General features: G+C 52.1%; 19 protein-coding genes. 11 read left to right on the top strand and 8 right to left on the bottom strand.

Annotation, left to right across the window (positions count from 1 at the left end):
• Nucleotides 1-2 precede the first annotated feature (2 nt).
• A complete protein-coding gene (locus H8K27_RS06225; protein ID WP_186862312.1) occupies nucleotides 3-422 on the top strand; it encodes a DUF4019 domain-containing protein in 420 nt (139 codons plus the stop codon).
• 153 nt (nucleotides 423-575) lie between these two features.
• Here the strand turns inward: H8K27_RS06225 and H8K27_RS06220 are convergent, their stop codons facing one another.
• The 3 genes from H8K27_RS06220 to H8K27_RS06210 all read right to left on the bottom strand — a co-directional run bounded on the left by H8K27_RS06220 (nucleotide 576) and on the right by H8K27_RS06210 (nucleotide 3,279).
• A complete protein-coding gene (locus H8K27_RS06220; protein WP_329604348.1) occupies nucleotides 576-1,529 on the bottom strand; it encodes a peptidylprolyl isomerase in 954 nt (317 codons plus the stop codon).
• Nucleotides 1,530-1,859: 330 nt separating this feature from the next.
• Nucleotides 1,860-2,783 (bottom strand): methyltransferase domain-containing protein, encoded by a 924-nt coding sequence (locus H8K27_RS06215; RefSeq protein ID WP_186862311.1) that lies wholly within the window; start codon nucleotides 2,781-2,783, stop codon nucleotides 1,860-1,862.
• A 253-nt stretch (nucleotides 2,784-3,036) separates the two neighbouring features.
• Nucleotides 3,037-3,279 (bottom strand): hypothetical protein, encoded by a 243-nt coding sequence (locus H8K27_RS06210; RefSeq protein ID WP_222610608.1) that lies wholly within the window; start codon nucleotides 3,277-3,279, stop codon nucleotides 3,037-3,039.
• Nucleotides 3,280-3,518: 239 nt separating this feature from the next.
• On the opposite strand from H8K27_RS06210, the gene H8K27_RS06205 reads away from it, so the two are divergent.
• The 7 genes from H8K27_RS06205 (at nucleotide 3,519) to cobA (ending at nucleotide 10,331) form a co-directional block, all read left to right on the top strand.
• A complete protein-coding gene (locus H8K27_RS06205) occupies nucleotides 3,519-4,292 on the top strand; it encodes a sulfite exporter TauE/SafE family protein (protein WP_186862310.1) in 774 nt (257 codons plus the stop codon).
• 61 nt (nucleotides 4,293-4,353) lie between these two features.
• On the top strand, nucleotides 4,354-6,060 hold the full coding sequence (locus H8K27_RS06200; RefSeq protein ID WP_186862309.1) for a nitrite/sulfite reductase: 1,707 nt from the start codon (nucleotides 4,354-4,356) through the stop codon (nucleotides 6,058-6,060).
• A 21-nt stretch (nucleotides 6,061-6,081) separates the two neighbouring features.
• Complete coding sequence (locus H8K27_RS06195) at nucleotides 6,082-6,603, top strand: DUF934 domain-containing protein (RefSeq protein WP_186862308.1); 522 nt, start codon at nucleotides 6,082-6,084, stop codon at nucleotides 6,601-6,603.
• Nucleotides 6,600-7,313 carry a phosphoadenylyl-sulfate reductase gene (locus tag H8K27_RS06190; RefSeq protein WP_186862307.1) on the top strand — a complete coding sequence of 238 codons (714 nt, stop codon included), beginning with the start codon at nucleotides 6,600-6,602 and terminating at the stop codon, nucleotides 7,311-7,313. The genes H8K27_RS06195 and H8K27_RS06190 overlap by 4 nt, the downstream gene beginning before the upstream one ends.
• Before the next feature lie 8 nt (nucleotides 7,314-7,321).
• The gene (gene cysD, locus H8K27_RS06185) at nucleotides 7,322-8,257 is read left to right on the top strand and encodes a sulfate adenylyltransferase subunit CysD (protein ID WP_186862306.1); all 936 of its coding nucleotides are present in this window, start codon (nucleotides 7,322-7,324) and stop codon (nucleotides 8,255-8,257) included.
• Entirely contained in the window at nucleotides 8,257-9,579 is a 1,323-nt protein-coding gene (locus H8K27_RS06180) for a sulfate adenylyltransferase subunit 1 (protein WP_186862305.1), read from the top strand. The genes cysD and H8K27_RS06180 overlap by 1 nt, the downstream gene beginning before the upstream one ends.
• Nucleotides 9,580-9,590: 11 nt before the next feature.
• On the top strand, nucleotides 9,591-10,331 hold the full coding sequence (gene cobA / locus H8K27_RS06175) for a uroporphyrinogen-III C-methyltransferase (RefSeq protein ID WP_186862304.1): 741 nt from the start codon (nucleotides 9,591-9,593) through the stop codon (nucleotides 10,329-10,331).
• Nucleotides 10,332-10,361: 30 nt separating this feature from the next.
• Here cobA and H8K27_RS06170 read toward each other — a convergent pair whose 3' ends face one another.
• Genes H8K27_RS06170 through lptF form a run of 4 tightly spaced genes read right to left on the bottom strand, consistent with a single transcriptional unit; the run spans nucleotide 10,362 to nucleotide 13,814 of the window.
• The gene (locus tag H8K27_RS06170) at nucleotides 10,362-11,129 is read right to left on the bottom strand and encodes a substrate-binding periplasmic protein (protein ID WP_186862303.1); all 768 of its coding nucleotides are present in this window, start codon (nucleotides 11,127-11,129) and stop codon (nucleotides 10,362-10,364) included.
• A 50-nt stretch (nucleotides 11,130-11,179) separates the two neighbouring features.
• Nucleotides 11,180-11,557, bottom strand: a complete 378-nt coding sequence (locus H8K27_RS06165; RefSeq protein WP_186862302.1) for a sirohydrochlorin chelatase — start codon at nucleotides 11,555-11,557, stop codon at nucleotides 11,180-11,182.
• Entirely contained in the window at nucleotides 11,557-12,687 is a 1,131-nt protein-coding gene (gene lptG / locus H8K27_RS06160; protein WP_186862301.1) for an LPS export ABC transporter permease LptG, read from the bottom strand. Before lptG ends, H8K27_RS06165 begins: the two co-directional genes overlap by 1 nt.
• Complete coding sequence (gene lptF, locus H8K27_RS06155; RefSeq protein WP_186862300.1) at nucleotides 12,684-13,814, bottom strand: LPS export ABC transporter permease LptF; 1,131 nt, start codon at nucleotides 13,812-13,814, stop codon at nucleotides 12,684-12,686. The genes lptG and lptF overlap by 4 nt, the downstream gene beginning before the upstream one ends.
• 50 nt (nucleotides 13,815-13,864) lie before the next feature.
• Here lptF and H8K27_RS06150 point away from each other — a divergent pair, with 50 nt between their 5' ends.
• Nucleotides 13,865-15,373: a leucyl aminopeptidase gene (locus H8K27_RS06150; RefSeq protein ID WP_186862299.1), complete on the top strand. Its 1,509-nt coding sequence runs from the start codon at nucleotides 13,865-13,867 to the stop codon at nucleotides 15,371-15,373.
• Nucleotides 15,374-15,477: 104 nt separating this feature from the next.
• Nucleotides 15,478-16,245 carry an exodeoxyribonuclease III gene (gene xth, locus H8K27_RS06145; protein WP_186862298.1) on the top strand — a complete coding sequence of 256 codons (768 nt, stop codon included), beginning with the start codon at nucleotides 15,478-15,480 and terminating at the stop codon, nucleotides 16,243-16,245.
• A gap of 7 nt (nucleotides 16,246-16,252) precedes the next feature.
• On the opposite strand, the gene H8K27_RS16665 is transcribed toward xth, so the two are convergent.
• On the bottom strand, nucleotides 16,253-18,130 hold the full coding sequence (locus H8K27_RS16665; RefSeq protein WP_186862297.1) for a methyl-accepting chemotaxis protein: 1,878 nt from the start codon (nucleotides 18,128-18,130) through the stop codon (nucleotides 16,253-16,255).
• 179 nt (nucleotides 18,131-18,309) lie between these two features.
• Here H8K27_RS16665 and H8K27_RS06135 point away from each other — a divergent pair, with 179 nt between their 5' ends.
• Complete coding sequence (locus H8K27_RS06135; protein WP_186862296.1) at nucleotides 18,310-18,825, top strand: GNAT family N-acetyltransferase; 516 nt, start codon at nucleotides 18,310-18,312, stop codon at nucleotides 18,823-18,825.
• The last annotated feature ends 29 nt before the right edge of the window (nucleotides 18,826-18,854 follow it).

The following is an 18,854-nucleotide window of genomic DNA, read 5'->3' as shown; positions in this document are numbered from 1 at the left end:
CCATGAAATTACTGGCTATCACCGCGTTACTCACAGGTATATTGTCTCAATCGGTGGCTGCGGCTCAGGAGACCAGCCCGGTGCCTCAGGCACAGGCGGCTGTCAGCCAGTGGCTGGCTCTGCTGGATAAAGACCAATTTGCTGAAAGCTGGGAACAGTCTGCAACTTTGTTACGACAGTCAGTCCCCCAAAGTAAATGGCAGGAAGCAATGACAGGCATCAGAACCAGCCTCGGCACCGCCGTTTCACGCAAGCTGAAATCGGCTGATTTCAAGTCAAGCCTGCCGGGTGCGCCGGATGGTGAATATGTCGTGATCCAGTATGAAACCCGTTACACCAATAAAGCAGCCGCAATTGAGACCATCACACCGATGAAAGAAAAAGATGGCAGCTGGCATGTATCGGGTTATTACATCCGCTAGGCCAGGTAAACACGGGCTGCCGCCCTCATTCGACATCGCTATTGATCAAAAAAAAACGTAAAGGGCGCAAATGCATGCGCCCTTTTTTCTGACAGCTTTCTCACATGGCAGCGGGCATGACAGTCGGCATCATGCCCCGTAAGAGATCCCTGTTCATTTCTGCGGCCGCACAGGAATCGGGACATTGCACAGATCGATGTACCCTGCCGGCACTTTATACCAGTCGCCGCCACGGTTACGCTGCGCAGCCACCAGCGCTTTGAATGCCGCCGTATCGGTTCTGAACACTTCCAGTTTGCTGCGCTCACTTTCAGGCACATCAGCAGCCAGCCGTACCGATCTGATCGGCATACGCTCTTCGGCTTTTTCATAAAAACCCAGCGCTCCGGTACCACGCGGCAAGGTAGTCAGCAACGTCATGCCATCCACGACACGACCAACCAGAGTGATATTCCGGTCCAACTGGCGCGGCGCATGTCCGGTCACTACATACAGGGAACTGCCATTACCGCTGTTGGATTCTGTACCGCGCGCCACGCCGACGGCGGCATAACAGTGTGCCAGCCAGGCAGTACCTTTTTTCGGATCGCGGCCAGCCGGAAATCCATTGGCATGTCCGACTTCAGGCGCATAGCCATCCATGTCTGGCAAACGCGTGAATGGCAAACGACTGGAATAAGCTACGGTGAATTCACCCTCGATCAGTTTTTTGGCGGTCTTAATTTCCCGCTTTTCATCCGGATCAGCCCATTGCACCACATAATTTTCCTGAGAGCGGACAATCGCCAGGCCGTCGAAATAGTTTTCCCTGACCAGCGCTTTGATATTGGCGATATTCCCTGGTGCAAAATCCGGAGCCAGTTCAATCACAACACGGCCTTTGGGTAATTCCAGATACAGCGTGTTATCCGGATTCAGGCTGCGCCAGTCGGTTGCAGAAGAGGCCTTCAGAATATCGGCCATCATCAGCTTCGACTTGACCGGCAGCTCTTTCGCCATGAGCGGTGAGGACAGCATGATTCCGGCACACAACGCACCACTGCAACAACGCGCGAACAACCGGATCAAAGAACGTGGCACAACAGAAACGGTACGGGACAGCAACATATTCAGACTCCAGATCAGATGTAAAGTAATCACAGAACAGGTGATAAGCAGTTCTGCCCATCAGCGGATGCCCCGATAACAAGGACATATGACCATACGTGATGACTTGTCATTTGTCCATGTTTTTAAAGCATTAGAACTTACGCAAACCAGCCCCGGCGGCATTATGGCTCCTAGCCGTACTTTCGTACTGTCTTCGTCACCATGCCTTGCCGGAGCAACTTTGCGTAAGTCCTAAGCATGAAGAAGGCGGTTGCCAATCTGCTGTTTCAGGTAACAATCAGTTCAGATACCGTTGGCGGTGACGCACTCAGTTTGCGGAAAATGCGTTTATCCGGTCACCAGCGATAAATGTCTGGCACGAACCGGTGCATGAGACCGGCGCCTGACCTGCAGTGCATTTTGCAAAGACGTAATCGCAGCACCAGCCCGGTACTGAAAGCTGACTTCCAGCACATCGCCGGCCCTGACTGCCAGCGGCTCCGCAAGCGGCAACACCATGTAATCATGAAGCCAGTCAATCGTTGAACAGGTTTCCATCAACACCGCCAGAATGCTTTTTGTCACAAAACGCAGGGCATTGAGGGTCGCTGTCTGTTCGATCACGAAGCTCCCCTCCCAATGAATCCGCATCGCATTTGGCTGACTGAAATCAATGACACTGTACAAGGCAGGCTCAGCCAGTTCACGGGTATCGGCCGAAAATACGCCGGCTGGCTGAAACTGGATTACCGGTGCCTGATATCCCAGAAAATCATAAGCCTGCTGCAAAGGCTGCACTGCCATCACCACCGCTTCAGGCACAAAGACAGGTAAAGGAGCGCCAAATTTTTCCAGATAGCGTTGCTTGAAATTCTCAATCAGCTCGACCTGTTTTTCGCGCAGCATCGCCACATGCAGCATTTCACAAATCACCACATCCACCGGCTCCGGCGGCAGATACTCGAAAGCATCCGCATGAATAACCTCAACTCTGTCTCCGTGCCGGTTCATCGCCAGCAGACGCCTTGCTTCGGCGACCATATCGGAATTCCACTCGACGCAATACACTCTGGCGGCGCTCTGCGCTGCAAACCAGGACAACACACCCGTACCGCCACCGAGCTCCAGTACCTTCGCCCCTTCAAACACCTGACGCTGAATGGCTGCCTTAAAGCCATCCATGCGGCTGTTGTTCGCCAGCATATGATGGTGGTACTGCACCGGAAGAAATTGCCCCAGATAACAACTCTCTGCTTCGCGTTCGTTTAACACAGCCTGTCCTTGAATGATCCTGCCTGATCCGCTTACCCCTGCCCGCAGGAGAGTTTCTTGATTGCGATCCACTGAACAGATTTCAGTTAATCGATGTCTGATTATCCTGCCCTGAGGAAAAAATCATGCGGGGAGTAAAACGGCAATTGGCCATCAATTCCGGCTTTTGTCGCCACATCAACGGACACAGGCAACCACAGAGGCTGCGAAAATGTGGAGAACCGTGTCTGCGTTTTTTTGTTCGCTGAGATTGTCAGTTTTTACCTGACGACAATGCGGGATAAGAAACTGCTTTCTTCCGTTTCTGACAATGCGCATCGCTGAACGGCCCCGCCACTTTGTCCCAGGCATCACCGGGAGAGGTCTGGGAGCAGACCTCAGCATCGGAAGTCTGGCTCTTCCAGCGATACCATGCGGCGGGCTCTGCCAGTGCGTTCGTCATCATCAGGCAACTCAGCAAAGAGCCAATAACGTTACGGATCAGAGATGTCAGCATATACAGGGAAATATCGTGTATCGAATAAAACCGATACAATAAAATAACAAATTAGCAAAAATACAGGGATGCAAATTAAACAAGCTCTGTCAAACTATCTGACATCTTTGCCACCTTCCTGGTTCATCCTCGAACATCAATTTTACATATACCAAATACACATATAAGCAAATAAATACTAAGTAGTTTGGAATATAGGGCGATGTCATTACGATTTCATTTACTTAAAGTGAACTGATATGACCCTAACTTATATATTCTCAGGTTTTGCCGTAGGAACACTGGTCGGGCTGACTGGTGTTGGCGGCGGCTCGCTGATGACACCTTTGCTGACAATACTGTTCGGGGTTTCTCCCTCGGTTGCAGTGGGGACGGATCTTGCATTCGCCTCCATCACCAAGGCGACCGGCACCTTCACGCACCGGCTGCGCGGCACTGTCGAATGGCGCGTCGTCCGCTTATTGTGTTACGGGGCTTTGCCTGCGGCGCTGGTGGCAACGCTGGGTCTGAAGTATATCGGCAGTCTCAATAAGGAAATCGGCCAGATCATCCGTTATTCGATTGCGATTTCTGTCATGCTGACAGTGATTGCATTGCTATTCAAAAGTAAAATGCTGGACTGGCTGAACCGGCATCCGGAAAAGCAGTTGCATGGCCGCCAGCTGGACATCGCGACGATTGCTGCCGGACTGTTATTAGGTACTTTAGTCACAATTTCGTCGATCGGTGCCGGAGCAATCGGCGCCACCTTGCTGGTGATGCTGTATCCCCGCATGTCTGCTGCCCACATCGCCGGGACCGATATTGCCTATGCAGTGCCGCTGACCGCGATTGCCGCATTCGGTCACTGGTGGCTGGGTTCCATCGACTGGGCATTGCTGGGGGCGTTATTGCTGGGTTCCATGCCGGGAATCACGCTGGGCTCCATGGCAGCCCGCGCGGTTCCGGAAAAATTTTTACGCGGAATTTTGGCGACCACACTGACACTGGTTGCCACCAAATTGATTCTTTAATTTTTAATCGACTTATCAGTCTGTTCAGCGCCCTGAAAAGCGCTTATTGAGGGTATAAAAGATGTATCGTTACGACCAGCATGATCACCAGATTATTCAGGAGCGGATCGCTCAATTCCGCGATCAGGTGCAGCGCCGTCTGTCAGGTGAATTAAGCGAAGATGAATTCCGCATTCTGCGCCTGCAAAACGGCCTGTACATGCAGCGTCATGCCTACATGCTGCGGGTGGCAGTTCCTTATGGCATGCTGTCTTCCGCCCAGATCCGCAAATTTGCCCATATCGCCCGGCGTTATGACCGGGGTTACGGCCATTTCACCACCCGTCAGAATATCCAGTACAACTGGATCAATCTGGAAGACGCGCCGGACATTCTGGCCGAGCTGGCCACCGTCGAAATGCACGCAGTCCAGACTTCGGGCAACTGCATGCGCAACATCACATCTGACGAATTTGCAGGGGTTGCTGCCGATGAAATCATTGATCCTCGCCCTTATGCAGAAATCCTGCGCCAGTGGACAACTTTTCATCCGGAATTTGCCTATCTGCCGCGCAAATTCAAAATTGCCATCAATGGCGCCAGAGAAGACCGCGCAGCCATCGCCGTCCACGATATCGGCCTGACTGTCGTCCACAATGAGCAGGGAGATGTCGGATTTAAGGTCATGGTCGGCGGAGGCATGGGGCGCACACCAATCCTGGGCAGCGTCATCCGGGAATTTTTGCCCTGGCAGCATGTGATGACATATCTGGAAGCCATTCTGCGCATTTACAACCAGTATGGCCGCCGCGACAACATCTACAAAGCCCGTATCAAAATTCTGGTCAAAGCACTCGGCGCTGAGGAATTTGCCCGGCAGGTCGAAGAAGAATGGCAAGACATTAAAGATGGCCCTGCCACACTGACCGAAGCCGAACTGCAACGCGTTGCCAGCTTCTTCAGCAAGCCTGACTATGTCACCCTGCCTGCCACGGATGCGGCTCATGAACAACACCTGGCTGATAACAAAGCATTCGGAAACTGGGTCAGACGCAACGTCAAGCCGCACAAGGTCAGTGGCTATGCCTCCGTTGTTCTGTCATTGAAAAAACCGGGTGTACCGCCGGGCGATGCCAATGCAGAACAGATGGATTTCATCGCTGCTCTGGCAGATAAATACAGCTTCGGCGAATTGCGCGTCACGCATGAGCAGAACCTGGTGCTGGCCGATGTACGGATCGCCGATTTGTTCACGCTCTGGCAGGAAGCCAAATCACATGGACTGGCGACACCGAACATCGGTTTGCTGACCGACATGATCTGCTGCCCCGGTGGTGATTTCTGCGCACTGGCAAACGCAAAATCAATTCCGATTGCACTGGACATCACAGACCGCTTCAACGATCTGGATTATCTGTACGATATCGGTGACATTGAACTCAATATGTCAGGTTGCATCAATGCCTGCGGCCATCACCATGTCGGCAATATCGGCGTGCTCGGTGTGGACAAAGACGGCAGTGAGTGGTATCAGGTTTCAATTGGCGGCGCTCAGGGTAACAATGCGGCAATAGGCAAAATCATCGGTCCCTCTTTTTCTGCCGGTCAGATGCCGGAAGTGATCGAGCGCATCATCCAGGTGTATGTGCGGGACCGCCACAACGATGAGCGATTCATCGATACCGCGCAACGGATTGGCATTGCTCCATTTAAAGAGTACGTCTACGCCACGCCAATCAAAACGACGGAACATCACGGCGAAGACGCCGGTTCTGCCGTCGCATATTAAGCTAATGACAGAGAAAACATCATGCGGCAAATTATTAAAAATAAAGTGATTGTGCAGGACGACTGGAGCGTACTGCGCCCTTCAGCAGAAGACAATCCGGCAACCGTCACGGTGCCGGCAGGTAAAGTGATTATCCCGCTGAAGGTGTGGCTGGCGCAGCGGGAAACCTTAAAAAGCAGAACCGATCTTGCCGTCTGGTTTGCCAGCGACGAACAGGCGAAAGAGCTGAAAGAAGATATCCGGCACTTTGCTTTGCTGGCTGTCGATTTCCCCAAATTTGCCGATGGCCGCGGCTATTCGATTGCCTACAATCTGCGCAGCCGCTTTGGTTTCACCGGTGAGTTGCGTGCCATTGGTGACGTATTGCGCGATCAGTTGTTTTACATGCAGCGCGTCGGTTTTGATGCCTTTGCAACCCGTGAAGATAAAAGCATCGAAGATGCGCTGAAAGGATTGAGCGTTTTTTCTGAAAAATACCAGACTTCCTGGGATGAAAAAAATCCCCTGTTCCGTCGTGCAGAACGTGCAGGAGCAACTGTATGAGTGATTTCGAGAGCCGCCTGGCAGTAACCCGGTCAACGCTGGCAAAAATCGCCAGCGAATACGCGCCGGCAGTGTTTGCTTCCAGCCTGGCGGCAGAAGATATGGTGCTGACTGACCTGATTCTGAAGAGCCAGTTAAATATTGGTATTTTTTCGCTCGAAACCGGTCGCCTGCACGCAGAAACACTGGGGATGCTGGACAAAATCCGTGCCACCTACGGTACAGAAATCCTGTTGTACAAACCAGACCCGGCAGCAGTCGATACCTATGTGCAGCAGCACGGACTGAATGCTTTTTACGACAGCGTGGAACTGCGCAAAGAATGCTGCCGCATCCGGAAAGTAGAGCCGCTGAAGCGGGCGCTGACCGGAAAAAAGGCCTGGATTACCGGCCAGCGCCGGGCGCAATCCGCCACCAGAACCGAACTGGCCATGCAGGAAGATGACGCTGCACATGGTATGCAAAAATTCAATCCGCTGGCTGACTGGTCCGAAGATGATGTCTGGCACTATCTCCGCAGTAACAATGTGCCCTACAATCCCCTGCACGACAAAGGTTATCCGTCCATCGGCTGCGAACCATGCACCCGTGCCATCCAGCCAGGTGAAGACATCCGTGCTGGCCGCTGGTGGTGGGAAAACCCTGAATCGAAAGAATGTGGTTTGCACGTTGTTGACGGCAAACTGGTACGCATTAAACAAACAGACTGAGCAAATTTATGAACACAGTTGTGGAACATCCCGCGATTGATGCGGCAAGCAATCGCCATCTGGACTGGCTGGAATCGGAAGCGATTCACATCATGCGCGAAGTGGCGGCCGAATGCGGCAATCCGGCACTGCTTTTTTCCGGCGGCAAAGACTCCATCGTCCTGTTGCGTCTGGCAGAAAAAGCCTTCCGTCCGGGTAAATTCCCGTTTCCTCTGGTACACATTGATACTGGTCACAATTTTTCCGAAGTTATCGCTTTCCGCGACAAGCGGGTGGCCGAGCTGGGCGAGCGCCTGATCATTGGCTCGGTGGAAGATTCGATCCGACGCGGCACGGTACGCTTACGTAACCCGGCAACGGATTCCCGCAATGCGGCACAGGCAGTCACCCTTCTGGAGACGATTGCCGAATATCAGTTTGATGCCTGTATCGGTGGCGCCCGGCGCGATGAAGAAAAAGCACGTGCGAAGGAGAGAATATTTTCTTTCCGTGATGAGTTCGGTCAATGGAATCCCAAAGCGCAGCGTCCGGAATTGTGGGATCTCTACAATACCCGTGTTCATCCGGGTGAAAACATGCGGGTGTTCCCGATTTCTAACTGGACCGAGCTGGATGTCTGGCAATACATCGCCCGCGAAAAACTCGAACTGCCATCGATTTACTTTGCTCATCAGCGTCAGGTCATTCCACGCAATGGCTTGCTGGTGCCGCTGACCGATCTGACTCCGCCGCGCGAAGGGGAAACCGTAGAAACGCAGATCGTGCGTTTCCGGACTGTTGGCGATATTTCCTGCACCTGCCCGGTGTCCTCTGATGCGGCAACGGTAGAAGCGATTATCGAGGAAACCGCAATCACGCAGATTACAGAACGCGGCGCGACCCGCATGGATGATCAGACCTCTGAGGCATCGATGGAAAAACGTAAAAAAGAAGGATATTTCTGATGACAGCCGTAGCACAAACCCATACTGGACTCACCCAGGAACGCGGCTTATTGCGCTTTATCACTGCTGGTTCCGTGGATGACGGCAAAAGCACACTGATCGGTCGCCTGCTGTTTGACAGCAAGGGTATTTTTGCAGATCAGCTCGATGCCATCTCACGCGCCAAGCATAAGCGCACCGTCGGGGATACGATTGATCTGTCGCTGCTGACAGACGGACTGGAAGCAGAACGTGAGCAAGGCATCACGATCGACGTGGCCTATCGCTATTTTGCTACCCCCAAACGGAAATTCATCATTGCCGACACACCGGGACATGAGCAATATACCCGCAACATGGTCACCGGTGCCTCCACTGCCGATGCCGTCATTATTCTGATTGATGTCTCCAAGGTCAAACTGAATGACGACGGCAGCGTCGATCTGCTGGTGCAAACCAAACGACATTCCACGATTGCGCATCTGCTGCAAATCGAACATGTGGTAATCGCTGTCAACAAAATGGATCTGGTTGACTATGATCAGACTGTTTATGACCGGATCGTGGCGGAATACCGGAAATTTGCTGCCCAGCTGGGTCTGAAAGATATTCATGCTGTGCCGCTGTCTGCACTGGCAGGCGACAACGTCGTCAGCGCAACGGATAACATGCCGTGGTACCAGGGACCGACACTGATCGATCTGCTCGAATCCCTCAGTGTCTACGACGCCTGTCATGATGAGCCCTTCCGCTTTCCGGTACAGCTGGTCGCACGCCACAATGGTCATGAAGCCAATGATTTCCGCGGTTATATGGGACGCATCGAAGCCGGTAAAGTCAGCAAGGGCGATCAGTTGCTGGTCCAGCCTGGTGGGCAGACCGCGACCGTCAAAGACATTCTCACGCTTGATCGTTCGTTAGACAGCGCAGTCGTTGGCCAGTCCGTCACCATCTTGCTGAACGAGTATCTGGATATTTCCCGTGGCGATATGCTCGTCAGTGCCGAACGGCCTGCCAGCCTGCTGAAAACCGTCAAAGCCGATTTATGCTGGTTGTCAGAAGATGCGCTCGACAGCCGCCGTAAATACTGGCTGAAACACACCACCCGGCAAGTCGCCGCACGGGTGAGCGCAGTCGAATCCCTGCTGGATATCAACACACAGGAACGACGTCCTGCCGATACGCTGAAGCTCAATGATATTGCCACGGTCTCCATCAATGTCCAGCAACCGCTGGCGGCTGATGCTTATGATCAGTTGCGTTCCACTGGTGCATTTATCCTGATTGATGAAGTTACCCATCAGACAGTTGCAGCAGGTATGATCCGGATTGAGACGAACTAAACTGAATCGAGATGAGTGATATCAAGGCACCTTCCGGAAAAGTGTATTTGGTCGGTGCCGGACCCGGAGCCGCCGATCTGATTACCGTACGCGGCGCCCGTTTGTTAGCGCAGGCAGAAGCGGTACTATACGATGCGCTGGTGACGCCGGAAATGCTGGAACTGTGTAGTCAGGCAGTCAGAATTCCGGTGGGGAAACGCAGCGGACAACGTTCCGCAGCGCAGGAGGACATCAATCAGAAGATGATTGAATGTGCGCATCAGTATCGGCTGGTCATCAGGTTAAAAGGTGGTGATCCGATGTTGTTTGGCCGCGCCGATGAGGAAATGTCTGCGCTGGAACGTGCAGGTATTGATTACGACGTCGTGCCAGGTATCACGACGGCACTGGCAGCGGCTTCCAGCGTGCGCCAACCGCTGACAAAGCGCGGCATCGCCCGCAGTGTCGCCTTGTTCACTTCCAGTACCGCACCGGGAGAAAATGCCGATACCCGCATTCCTGACTGCGACACGCTGGTGCAGTATATGGGCGGCCGCGAGGCGATGCTGACGGCACAAAGGATGTTGAATGCCGGTTTTTCTTCTGACCTGCCTGTGATGGTGATTGAAAACTGCAGCCGTACAAATCAGCAATCACGCTCACTCACATTATCTGCACTGGCTCAGGGTCTGCCCGTCAGCGAGGGACCGGTGCTGGTGATGATGGGAGAAGCCATGCGCGCCAGGTCCGGATTTTCAAATTCTCAGTGCTAAATCTCAACTCTTCACGGCGAAAAATACTGCTTACCGGTCACGCGGAACACGGATGCCATATTTGTATGCCAGACGTTGAAAATCCTCCTCAGCAAGCAACTGCTCAAAAAGCTCGTCGTAACGCAGCTGCAATTTTTTGCAGTGATGTGGGCAGTATGCGAGATAACCGTCCTGCATATCAATCACTGGCTCCAGCGGCAACAAACCAGAATAGCGCCCGTTGCTCTTGCGTATGATGGCATCCGTATTCCTCAAATTGGTCGCCAGCAGATCTATATGCTTTGCTTCCAGCATATTGAGGCCATTCAGCAGAGAATTCACCATCTCAGGTTTCAAGGTGTTTTTAGATACCTCAAATTGCGCGCCGTATGCCCACCCGTGAATCACGCCAATTTTTGCATCATGTAAATCAGCATAACTTCCGGTCCAGCGCCGGCTGTCATTTTGCCGGGCATAGAACACCATAAAATCGCGGTAAAACGGTCGTCTCGCAAAAGTGAAGCGCTCTTCGCGTTCCGGATTTTTATATGGCCCGATCAGAATTTGTGCCTGCCCGTGCTCGACCATCCACTGCGCCCGGCTCCAGGGATAGATTCCGAAACTGACCTGATCGCCATTCCGTTTAGCCAGCAGTCTCAGAATCTCCATCGCAAACCCGGTATATTCTCCTTCCCTGGTTTGCTCAAAGATGTTCGCAAACTCTGCACCCACAGCCAGAATCTGTTCCGCGCCGGAAGTCGGCGGAAAACTCAGCAATCCCAAAAGAAGTACAGAAAAAAAGGTTCTCACTGTTTTCATGATCCGCCAGGATAGTGCAGTAAAAACTCAGAAAGAGACCAAAAAAGAGGTCAATAATTTTGTAGCTGTTGCAGGCAATAATTGCTGATGGCGTTGAGCACGCTTTCATCTTCCCCGACTGCCTGCACCTGCCGGATCTGTATGACAGGAAAATCTGTGCGGAGCTGCTCCAGCATCAGGGGCAAGTCACGCAATACATGCCCTCCCTGTCCTAAAAAAACCGGAACAATGCTGATTGTGCTGACACCGTCGGCAACCAGTTGCGCCACCAGTTCAGGCAAAGACGGTGTCATGAATTCAAGAAACGCCAGCCGTACGATGGCTCCCCCCGCATTCTGCTGTGTCATTTCCCGCAAACGCTCAAACGGACTCGCCCAGCGGGGGTCTCTGGCGCCATGCGCAAACAGAATCAGTGCAGATTGCCTCATCAGTGTCTTTCAAAGTAACGAATACCTGCCAGCGCAATTCCTAAAAATAAAATACTTGGCACCAGTGCAGTTACCATCGGTGGCCAGGTATTGAGCAGGCCGAGGTGGGAAAATAAGCGGTTGATCAGGTAAAAAAACATTCCGATCATAATACCGCTGAAAATTTTCAGGCTGATGCCACCGCTTCTGACATGCAGATATCCGAAAGGTAATGCCAAAGCCATCATGACCAGCGTCACGAAAGGATAAGTCATCTTTTTCCAGAAAGCGATTTCATAGCGTTCACTATCCTGTTTATTGTCGTTCAGATGTTGTGTATACGTCGCCAGATCAACGGCAGACATGCGGTCAGGGTCGGCAAAAAGCACCGATAAAATATCCGGCGTGACTTCGGAGATCACATCCAGCCCCGGGACTTTCTGACTTTTCACATTAGCAATGTCTTCGCTGGACAGCGTCTTGGGAAACGAGGTTTCTGACACATCAGAAAGACGCCAGATATTTTTCCCCATATACTCCGCATTTTTCGCGGTGACTTCGCGCGCCAGATGAAAATTTTTATCGAACTCATACATCCGCACATCTTTCAGCTGCCGGTTGGGCAGAATTTCCTTCACGTTCAGGAAGCGTGATCCGGTGATATCGCCGCTCAGTCCGTGTTCACGAATCAGGTCTTTGGTCCACAAACCGGTCCTGAATTCCTGGGTTTCCGAGGCACCCAACGCAGTCAGCTTCATCCGCTCGGCCAATTTACTGGTATTCGGCGCGATCACTTCACCAAATAAAAAAGTGAGTAATACAAATAGCAAACCAATTTTCAACAACATGGCACCTGCCATACCCGTCGACATACTGGCTGCGCGCATAATGGTAAATTCTGAATTGGAGGCGAACTGCGCCAGCACGTAAATGGTACCAATCAGAACGGCGATCGGCATGAATTCATAGATATAACCAGGCATTCCCAGAAATACATATAACATGGCATGCTGCAGGCGATAGCCACCTTTATTTACCGTTTGCAATTCTCCCATCAGATCGAAAAAAGAAAACAGCGCCAGCAAGGCCACCATCACGAACAAGACGGCACGCAAAATCTCGGCCGCAAAATATTTTTGCAAAATTCTCATGCCACTACTTCCTTTTTCCGGAGACCGGCTTTCAGCCTGGACCAGAGAACCAGCGGATGCCAGCGGTGATTCACTTCAAGTCGCCACATAAATAATAAGCCAATCAGAAGCACCACCAGCGCATGCACGGGCCACCATGCCATAGCAAACTGACTGCGCCCCTGCGCCACCAGTGCCTGGGAAATGTTGACGCCATTGAGATAAATGACTACCGACAATAAAGCCACGATCAGATTGGCAGAACGCCCCACCCGGGGATTGACGTATCCCATAGGAATGGCCAGCAACATCAGGGAAACGCTCATGAATGGCAAGGAAATGCGCCATAATAATTCTGCCAGTTTGCCGTTATCCGGACTATCCAGCAGCGACATCAGCGGCATGGACTTGGCAGAGTGATCGCCATCCAGCGGACCGTTCTGGCTCGATACCAGCACACCATATTTTTCAAATTGCATCATCTGAAAATCTGGCGCTGTCGGCAATCCGTCATAACGGCGCCCCTGACTCATGACCAGAAATTTGTCGCCCAGTTTGTCGATTTCTATCATGCCCTCTTTGGCCACCACCACGCTGGATTTCCCGTCGCGGATCGTATTGATGAAAATGTTTTGCACTTTACTGAGATCACCGGCCACTTCCTCGACGAAGAATACCCGGTCGGACGACGAGGATTCCTGAAATTTGCCGGGCGAGACTTTGGCAATATCCGACCGTTTCTCGTAGCGCTCGCGGAATTCAACGCTTTGCTGATTGGCCCATGGTGTCACAACCAGACTCAGAAGACCAGTCAGAATGATCCAGGGCGCCCCAAACCGAAGCACTGGTCCGATCCACTCAGTCAGGCTGAGGCCGGATGCAAACCAGACGACCATTTCAGAGTCCTGATAAGAGCGTGTCACCACCAGCAGCACGGAAATGAACCCGGTCAGGATCAGCAAAATCGGCATGTTAATCAGAGAAGTAAAACCGATTAATGCCACCAGATCCGATGACGCAACCTTACCATCGGCTGCCTGACCAAGTATTTTGATCAGCATCACTGAAATCGTGATGGTGAATAATGTCGTAAAGACTGCGCCTGCTGCACTGAGCAATTCACGTCGTAGCGCGCGTTGAAAAATCATGAGAAGGATTATAATGTCCGTTTTACGAGACTTACCAAGAGGAGTAATACGTGGACTTTAGCATAAAAATAATCGACGCCAAAAGTACATCAACAGCCCACAAGGCTCAGAAGACAGCATGTATCGTCGTCGGCGTGTTTGAAAAAAACAAACTTTCCACCGTTGCCGCAGGTCTGGACAAACAGGGAGCGATTGCCGCCGCATTGAAATCCGGCGATATCTCCGGCAAACCGGGCTCTTCACTGCTACTGCGCGGCATCACGGATATTGCTGCTGAACGTGTTCTCATGGTTGGTCTTGGCGAAGAAAGCGCTTCCGTCTCAGAAAAAAATTATCAGTCTGCAGTGCAGGCTGCCGCCCGCAGCCTGGCAACACTCGGCGCAGGCGACGCGCTGATTGCGCTGCCTGCAGTCAAAGACCGCGATGTATCCTGGTCGATCAGAACAACCGTCATCGCTTTCCGCGAAAGTATTTTCCGTGCAGACGGGCTGAAAAGCAAAAAGGAAACACTGTCGACCGGCGTCAAGAAAGTGGCTATTGCCGTCACTAACGGTGACAGCGCGGTTGCCAAAACAGCTTTAGCGCAAAGCGTGGCGCTGGCCAACGGTATGGACCTCACGAAAGAACTCGGCAATCTGCCTCCGAACGTCTGCACGCCGACCTATCTGGCAAATACTGCAAAGACCATTGCCACCGACTATAAAATGGGCGCGGAAATTCTTGACCGAAAGCAGATACAGGCGCTCAAGATGGGCAGTTTTCTGTCCGTCACCAACGGTACTGCGGAGCCGCCTAAATTTATCGTGTTGAAACACAACGGCGGCAAGGCCAAGGATGCTCCGGTCGTGCTGGTCGGCAAAGGCATCACCTTTGATTCAGGTGGTATCTCACTGAAGCCGGGGGCTGGCATGGATGAAATGAAATACGACATGGGCGGTGCAGCCTCGGTGCTCGGCACCATGCGTGCAATTGGTGAGATGAAACTGAAGCTGAATGTTTACGCGATTATTCCTACCTGTGAAAACATGCCCTCCGGCACAGCAACCCGCCCTGGCGATATTGTGACTTCCATGTCGGGCCAGACCATCGAAATCCTCAATACCGATGCGGAAGGCCGTCTGATTCTGTGCGATGCACTGACTTATGCGGAACGCTTCAATCCTGCCGCAGTAGTGGATGTCGCAACGCTGACCGGTGCATGCGTCACTTCGCTGGGTCATCACAATTCAGGTTTGTTCACACGTCATGACGACGCACATGACAAACTGGCTGCAGAATTACTGGCTGCTGGTAAGCAAACCGGAGACACTGCATGGCGTATGCCGATTGAAGAAGCTTACAATGAGCAGCTGAAATCCAATTTTGCGGATATGGCGAATATCGGTGGTCCGGCTGGCGGCAGCATTACAGCGGCATGTTTCCTGGAACGCTTCACGAAGAAATATACCTGGGCGCATCTGGACATTGCCGGTACTGCCTGGAAATCTGGCGCAGCCAAAGGTTCTACGGGCCGGCCAGTACCTTTGCTGACAACCTTCCTGATCAACCGGGCCGCTTAACACCCGTCAGGAATCTTCACCGGCATGCCGGTGTCTTGATACAACTTGCCGTGCTCTGGTGTTACAGAGTACGGCTTATTTTTTCAACTTGATGCTCGCCTGCCATGAAATTAAGTACCTGGAACGTTAATTCCCTGAAAGTCCGGCTGCCACAAGTGCTGCAATGGCTGGAAACCAATCCGGTCGATGTTTTATGCATCCAGGAAACGAAGCTGACTGATGATAAATTTCCTCAGTCTGAGATTGAAGCCGCCGGTTATCATGTCGCGTTTACCGGTCAGAAAACATATAACGGCGTAGCGATTCTGTCACGCCATCCGATGTCGGATATCCAGAAAAATAATCCGCAGTTTGAAGACGAACAGCAGCGCATCATCGCAGCAACCATCAACGGCATGCGCATCATCTGCGCTTATGTCCCGAATGGCCAATCGCCAGACTCCGAAAAATTTCAATACAAACTGAAATGGCTGGCGTCGCTGGAAAACTGGGTACGCTCAGAGCTGCATCGCCACCCGGAACTGGCATTGCTGGGAGATTACAATATTGCGCCTGAAGACCGCGACGTTCATGATCCGGCGGCGTGGGAAGGTCAGAATCTGGTGTCTCCGGAAGAGCGCAGCGCCCTACAGTCTTTGCTGAATCTGGGCTTATCTGACAGTTTCCGACAATTTGAACAAGCCGAAAAATCTTTCAGCTGGTGGGATTACAGAGCGCTGGGCTTCCGGTTAAACAAAGGTCTGCGCATTGATCACATTCTGCTCTCAGCGCCACTGGCGCAACGCTGCACCGCCTGCATGATTGACCGGGTACCACGCAAGTGGGAGCAACCATCCGATCATGCACCGGTGGTTGCCACCCTGACACCCTGATACTGATTTAATTCTCGTACTCGAGACTGGGAGTACCCTGCGCGGCGGCTGGCTTTTTGACAGCAGCCATCCGTACTGCAGGCTGATGGTGCTCTGTACGGAATGCAGACATAGCGGTTTTTAACAAATTCGCCTGTTCTTCGAGCGATCCGGCAGCGGCGGCAGCCTGCTCTACCAATGCCGCATTTTGCTGTGTCGCCTCATCCATGTGTGCCAGCGCGACATTGACCTGCTGAATACCATCGCTCTGCTCTGCCGATGCCGAAGTAATTTCATTGATGATGGCAGCCACCTGATCGACAGCAGCCACGATCCGCGTCATAGCTGCACCGGCTTTATCGACCAGTTCTGAGCCCTCGTTCACTTTGCTCACAGAGTCTTCAATCAGCGTTTTAATTTCCTGCGCTGCCGCTGCACTGCGCTGCGCCAGCGTACGAACTTCACTGGCAACCACCGCGAAACCTCTGCCCTGTTCTCCGGCCCTGGCTGCTTCGACCGCTGCGTTCAAGGCCAGAATATTGGTCTGAAACGCGATACCTTCTATCACGCTGATGATGTCCACAATTTTGCGGGAGCTATCGGATATTCCCTGCATTGTCGTGACCACCTTACTGACAACATCACCGCCCTGAGTTGCCACATCCGAAGCGTTCACTGCCATTTTATTGGCTTCCCGGGCATTATCAGCATTATTCCTGACGGCCTCAGTCAGCTCCTCCATGCTGGCAGCAGTTTCCTCCAGCGAAGAAGCCTGTTGTTCGGTCCGGCCAGACAAATCCATGTTACCGGTGGCAATCTCGGTCGCCCCGACAGTAATAGAGTCTGTCGCCTTACGCACATCAGTCACCATGACGCGCAACTGCTCCAGAAAGCGGTTAAATGCATCTGCCGTCTGCGCCACCTCGTCCTCGCCTTCCACTTCGATTTTTCTGCTCAAATCTCCGCCGCCGGCAGCAATCTCCGACATCGCATCACGTACACGCTGCAAGCCGGAAAGCATATGTCCAACCAGCCATGTGGATACAGGCACGATGACAGCAAGCAAAACCAGCATGACGGCAGCAGAAATCATCAACAGCTGATCCAGTGCAGCCAACGCTTTGTTTTTATCCACGACCAGCGCCAGATACATGTCTGAACCGGTAATTTGCTGCAGGAACAGGAAGCTCGCCTTGCCATCGATATTTACCTGGGTCGGCTCGGTGTTTTTATCCATCTTGGACAAATTTTCCAGCGCCAGTTCGGCCGCAATTTCTTTTGCCGGCTTCAGTACTTTATTCTGATCGGCATGCGCCAGAACCTGTCCCGATTTATCCAGCAAAAATGCATAGCCGTCGCCTGCCAGCTTGATCGTTAGAATCTGCTCCACAATTTTGGTCAGAAACACATCCGCCGCAACAACACCACCTTCCCCTCCTTTGACCGGAGCCGCAAACGAAATCATGAGTCCGGGCGGATTCACGCCCATATACGCAGAAGTGACGATCGGTTTTTTAGCCTCCATGGCTGCCTTGTACCAGGGACGCACGGTTGGATCATAACCGGCAGGCGGTGGATTGGCCGGGAAATTAGTGAATGTTTTGTCAGGCTGTCCCAAATAGACGCTCAGGAAGTTTCCCCCTTTGCTGATCATTGTCAGGCTGGAGGTCAGATCATTTCCATTGCCCACGGCCTCTGCCAGACTGGCAACCATCGAGGTATTCACTTGTATCCAGTTACTCAGGACCGCATTGTAACTGGCTGCAACACTGCGGATTTCATTACTCAGATCATGTTCAATCTGCGACTTCATCCTCAGATAGCTGCCGATGGTCAGAAAAACCGTGCAAACAGTGACCAGTAATGCAATAACAAAAATCAACCTGCCTTTGAGCGACTTCATCATTTTCTCTCCCGTCCATCTTGAATAATCCGATCAGAGACACCAAAACTGAAGCAAAAAACTGATTTCCAGAAATTGATATTACGCTGGAATTTTGGCAGCGTACAAACAATTTCCACTTTCCTTTTCCACCACAATGTCAAACAATGTGAATCTACTCTGAATTTCCCGATAATCCGCCTATGACCATTCTGTCCACACCCCGTTTAGTGTTGCGAATATTCAACGTTGATGATGCTGAATTTGTGTTTGAACTGATGAATGATCCCAGCTGGATCCGGTATATCGGAGATAAAGGGATCCATGATCTCGACAAAGCCAGAGCGTGGATACTCGAACGACCACTGGAAAGCCAGCGCCAGCATGGCTTCAGTTTTTATGTCGTGACATTAAAGGATACGCAGACACCGGTTGGAATCTGCGGACTCATCAAGCGCGCAACGCTGCAGGATGTCGATATGGGGTACGCATTTTTGCCACAATTCTGTGGGCAGGGATATGCGTATGAGGCGGCTCAGGCGGTAATGCAGTACGCGCAGCAGGAATTTGCTTTTAAAAAGCTGGCTGCCATTACCTCACCGGATAATCAGCCTTCCAATCAGCTATTGCGCAAGTTAGGTTTTACTCTTGAGCAAGTGTTAGTACTGGATGGAGAGGAACAGGAAACCAACCTGTACGCTTATCATTTTCCCGTCTGAATCAGCGTGCTGCCGGTATGGTCCTGAGT

Source organism: Cognatundibacterium griseum (assembly GCF_014284195.1).
In the GTDB taxonomy this organism is placed as follows: Bacteria; Pseudomonadota; Gammaproteobacteria; order Burkholderiales; family Burkholderiaceae_D; genus Undibacterium; species Undibacterium griseum.
The sequence above is the reverse complement of the archived record's forward strand: the minus strand, read 5'-3'. Positions and strand labels throughout refer to the sequence as shown.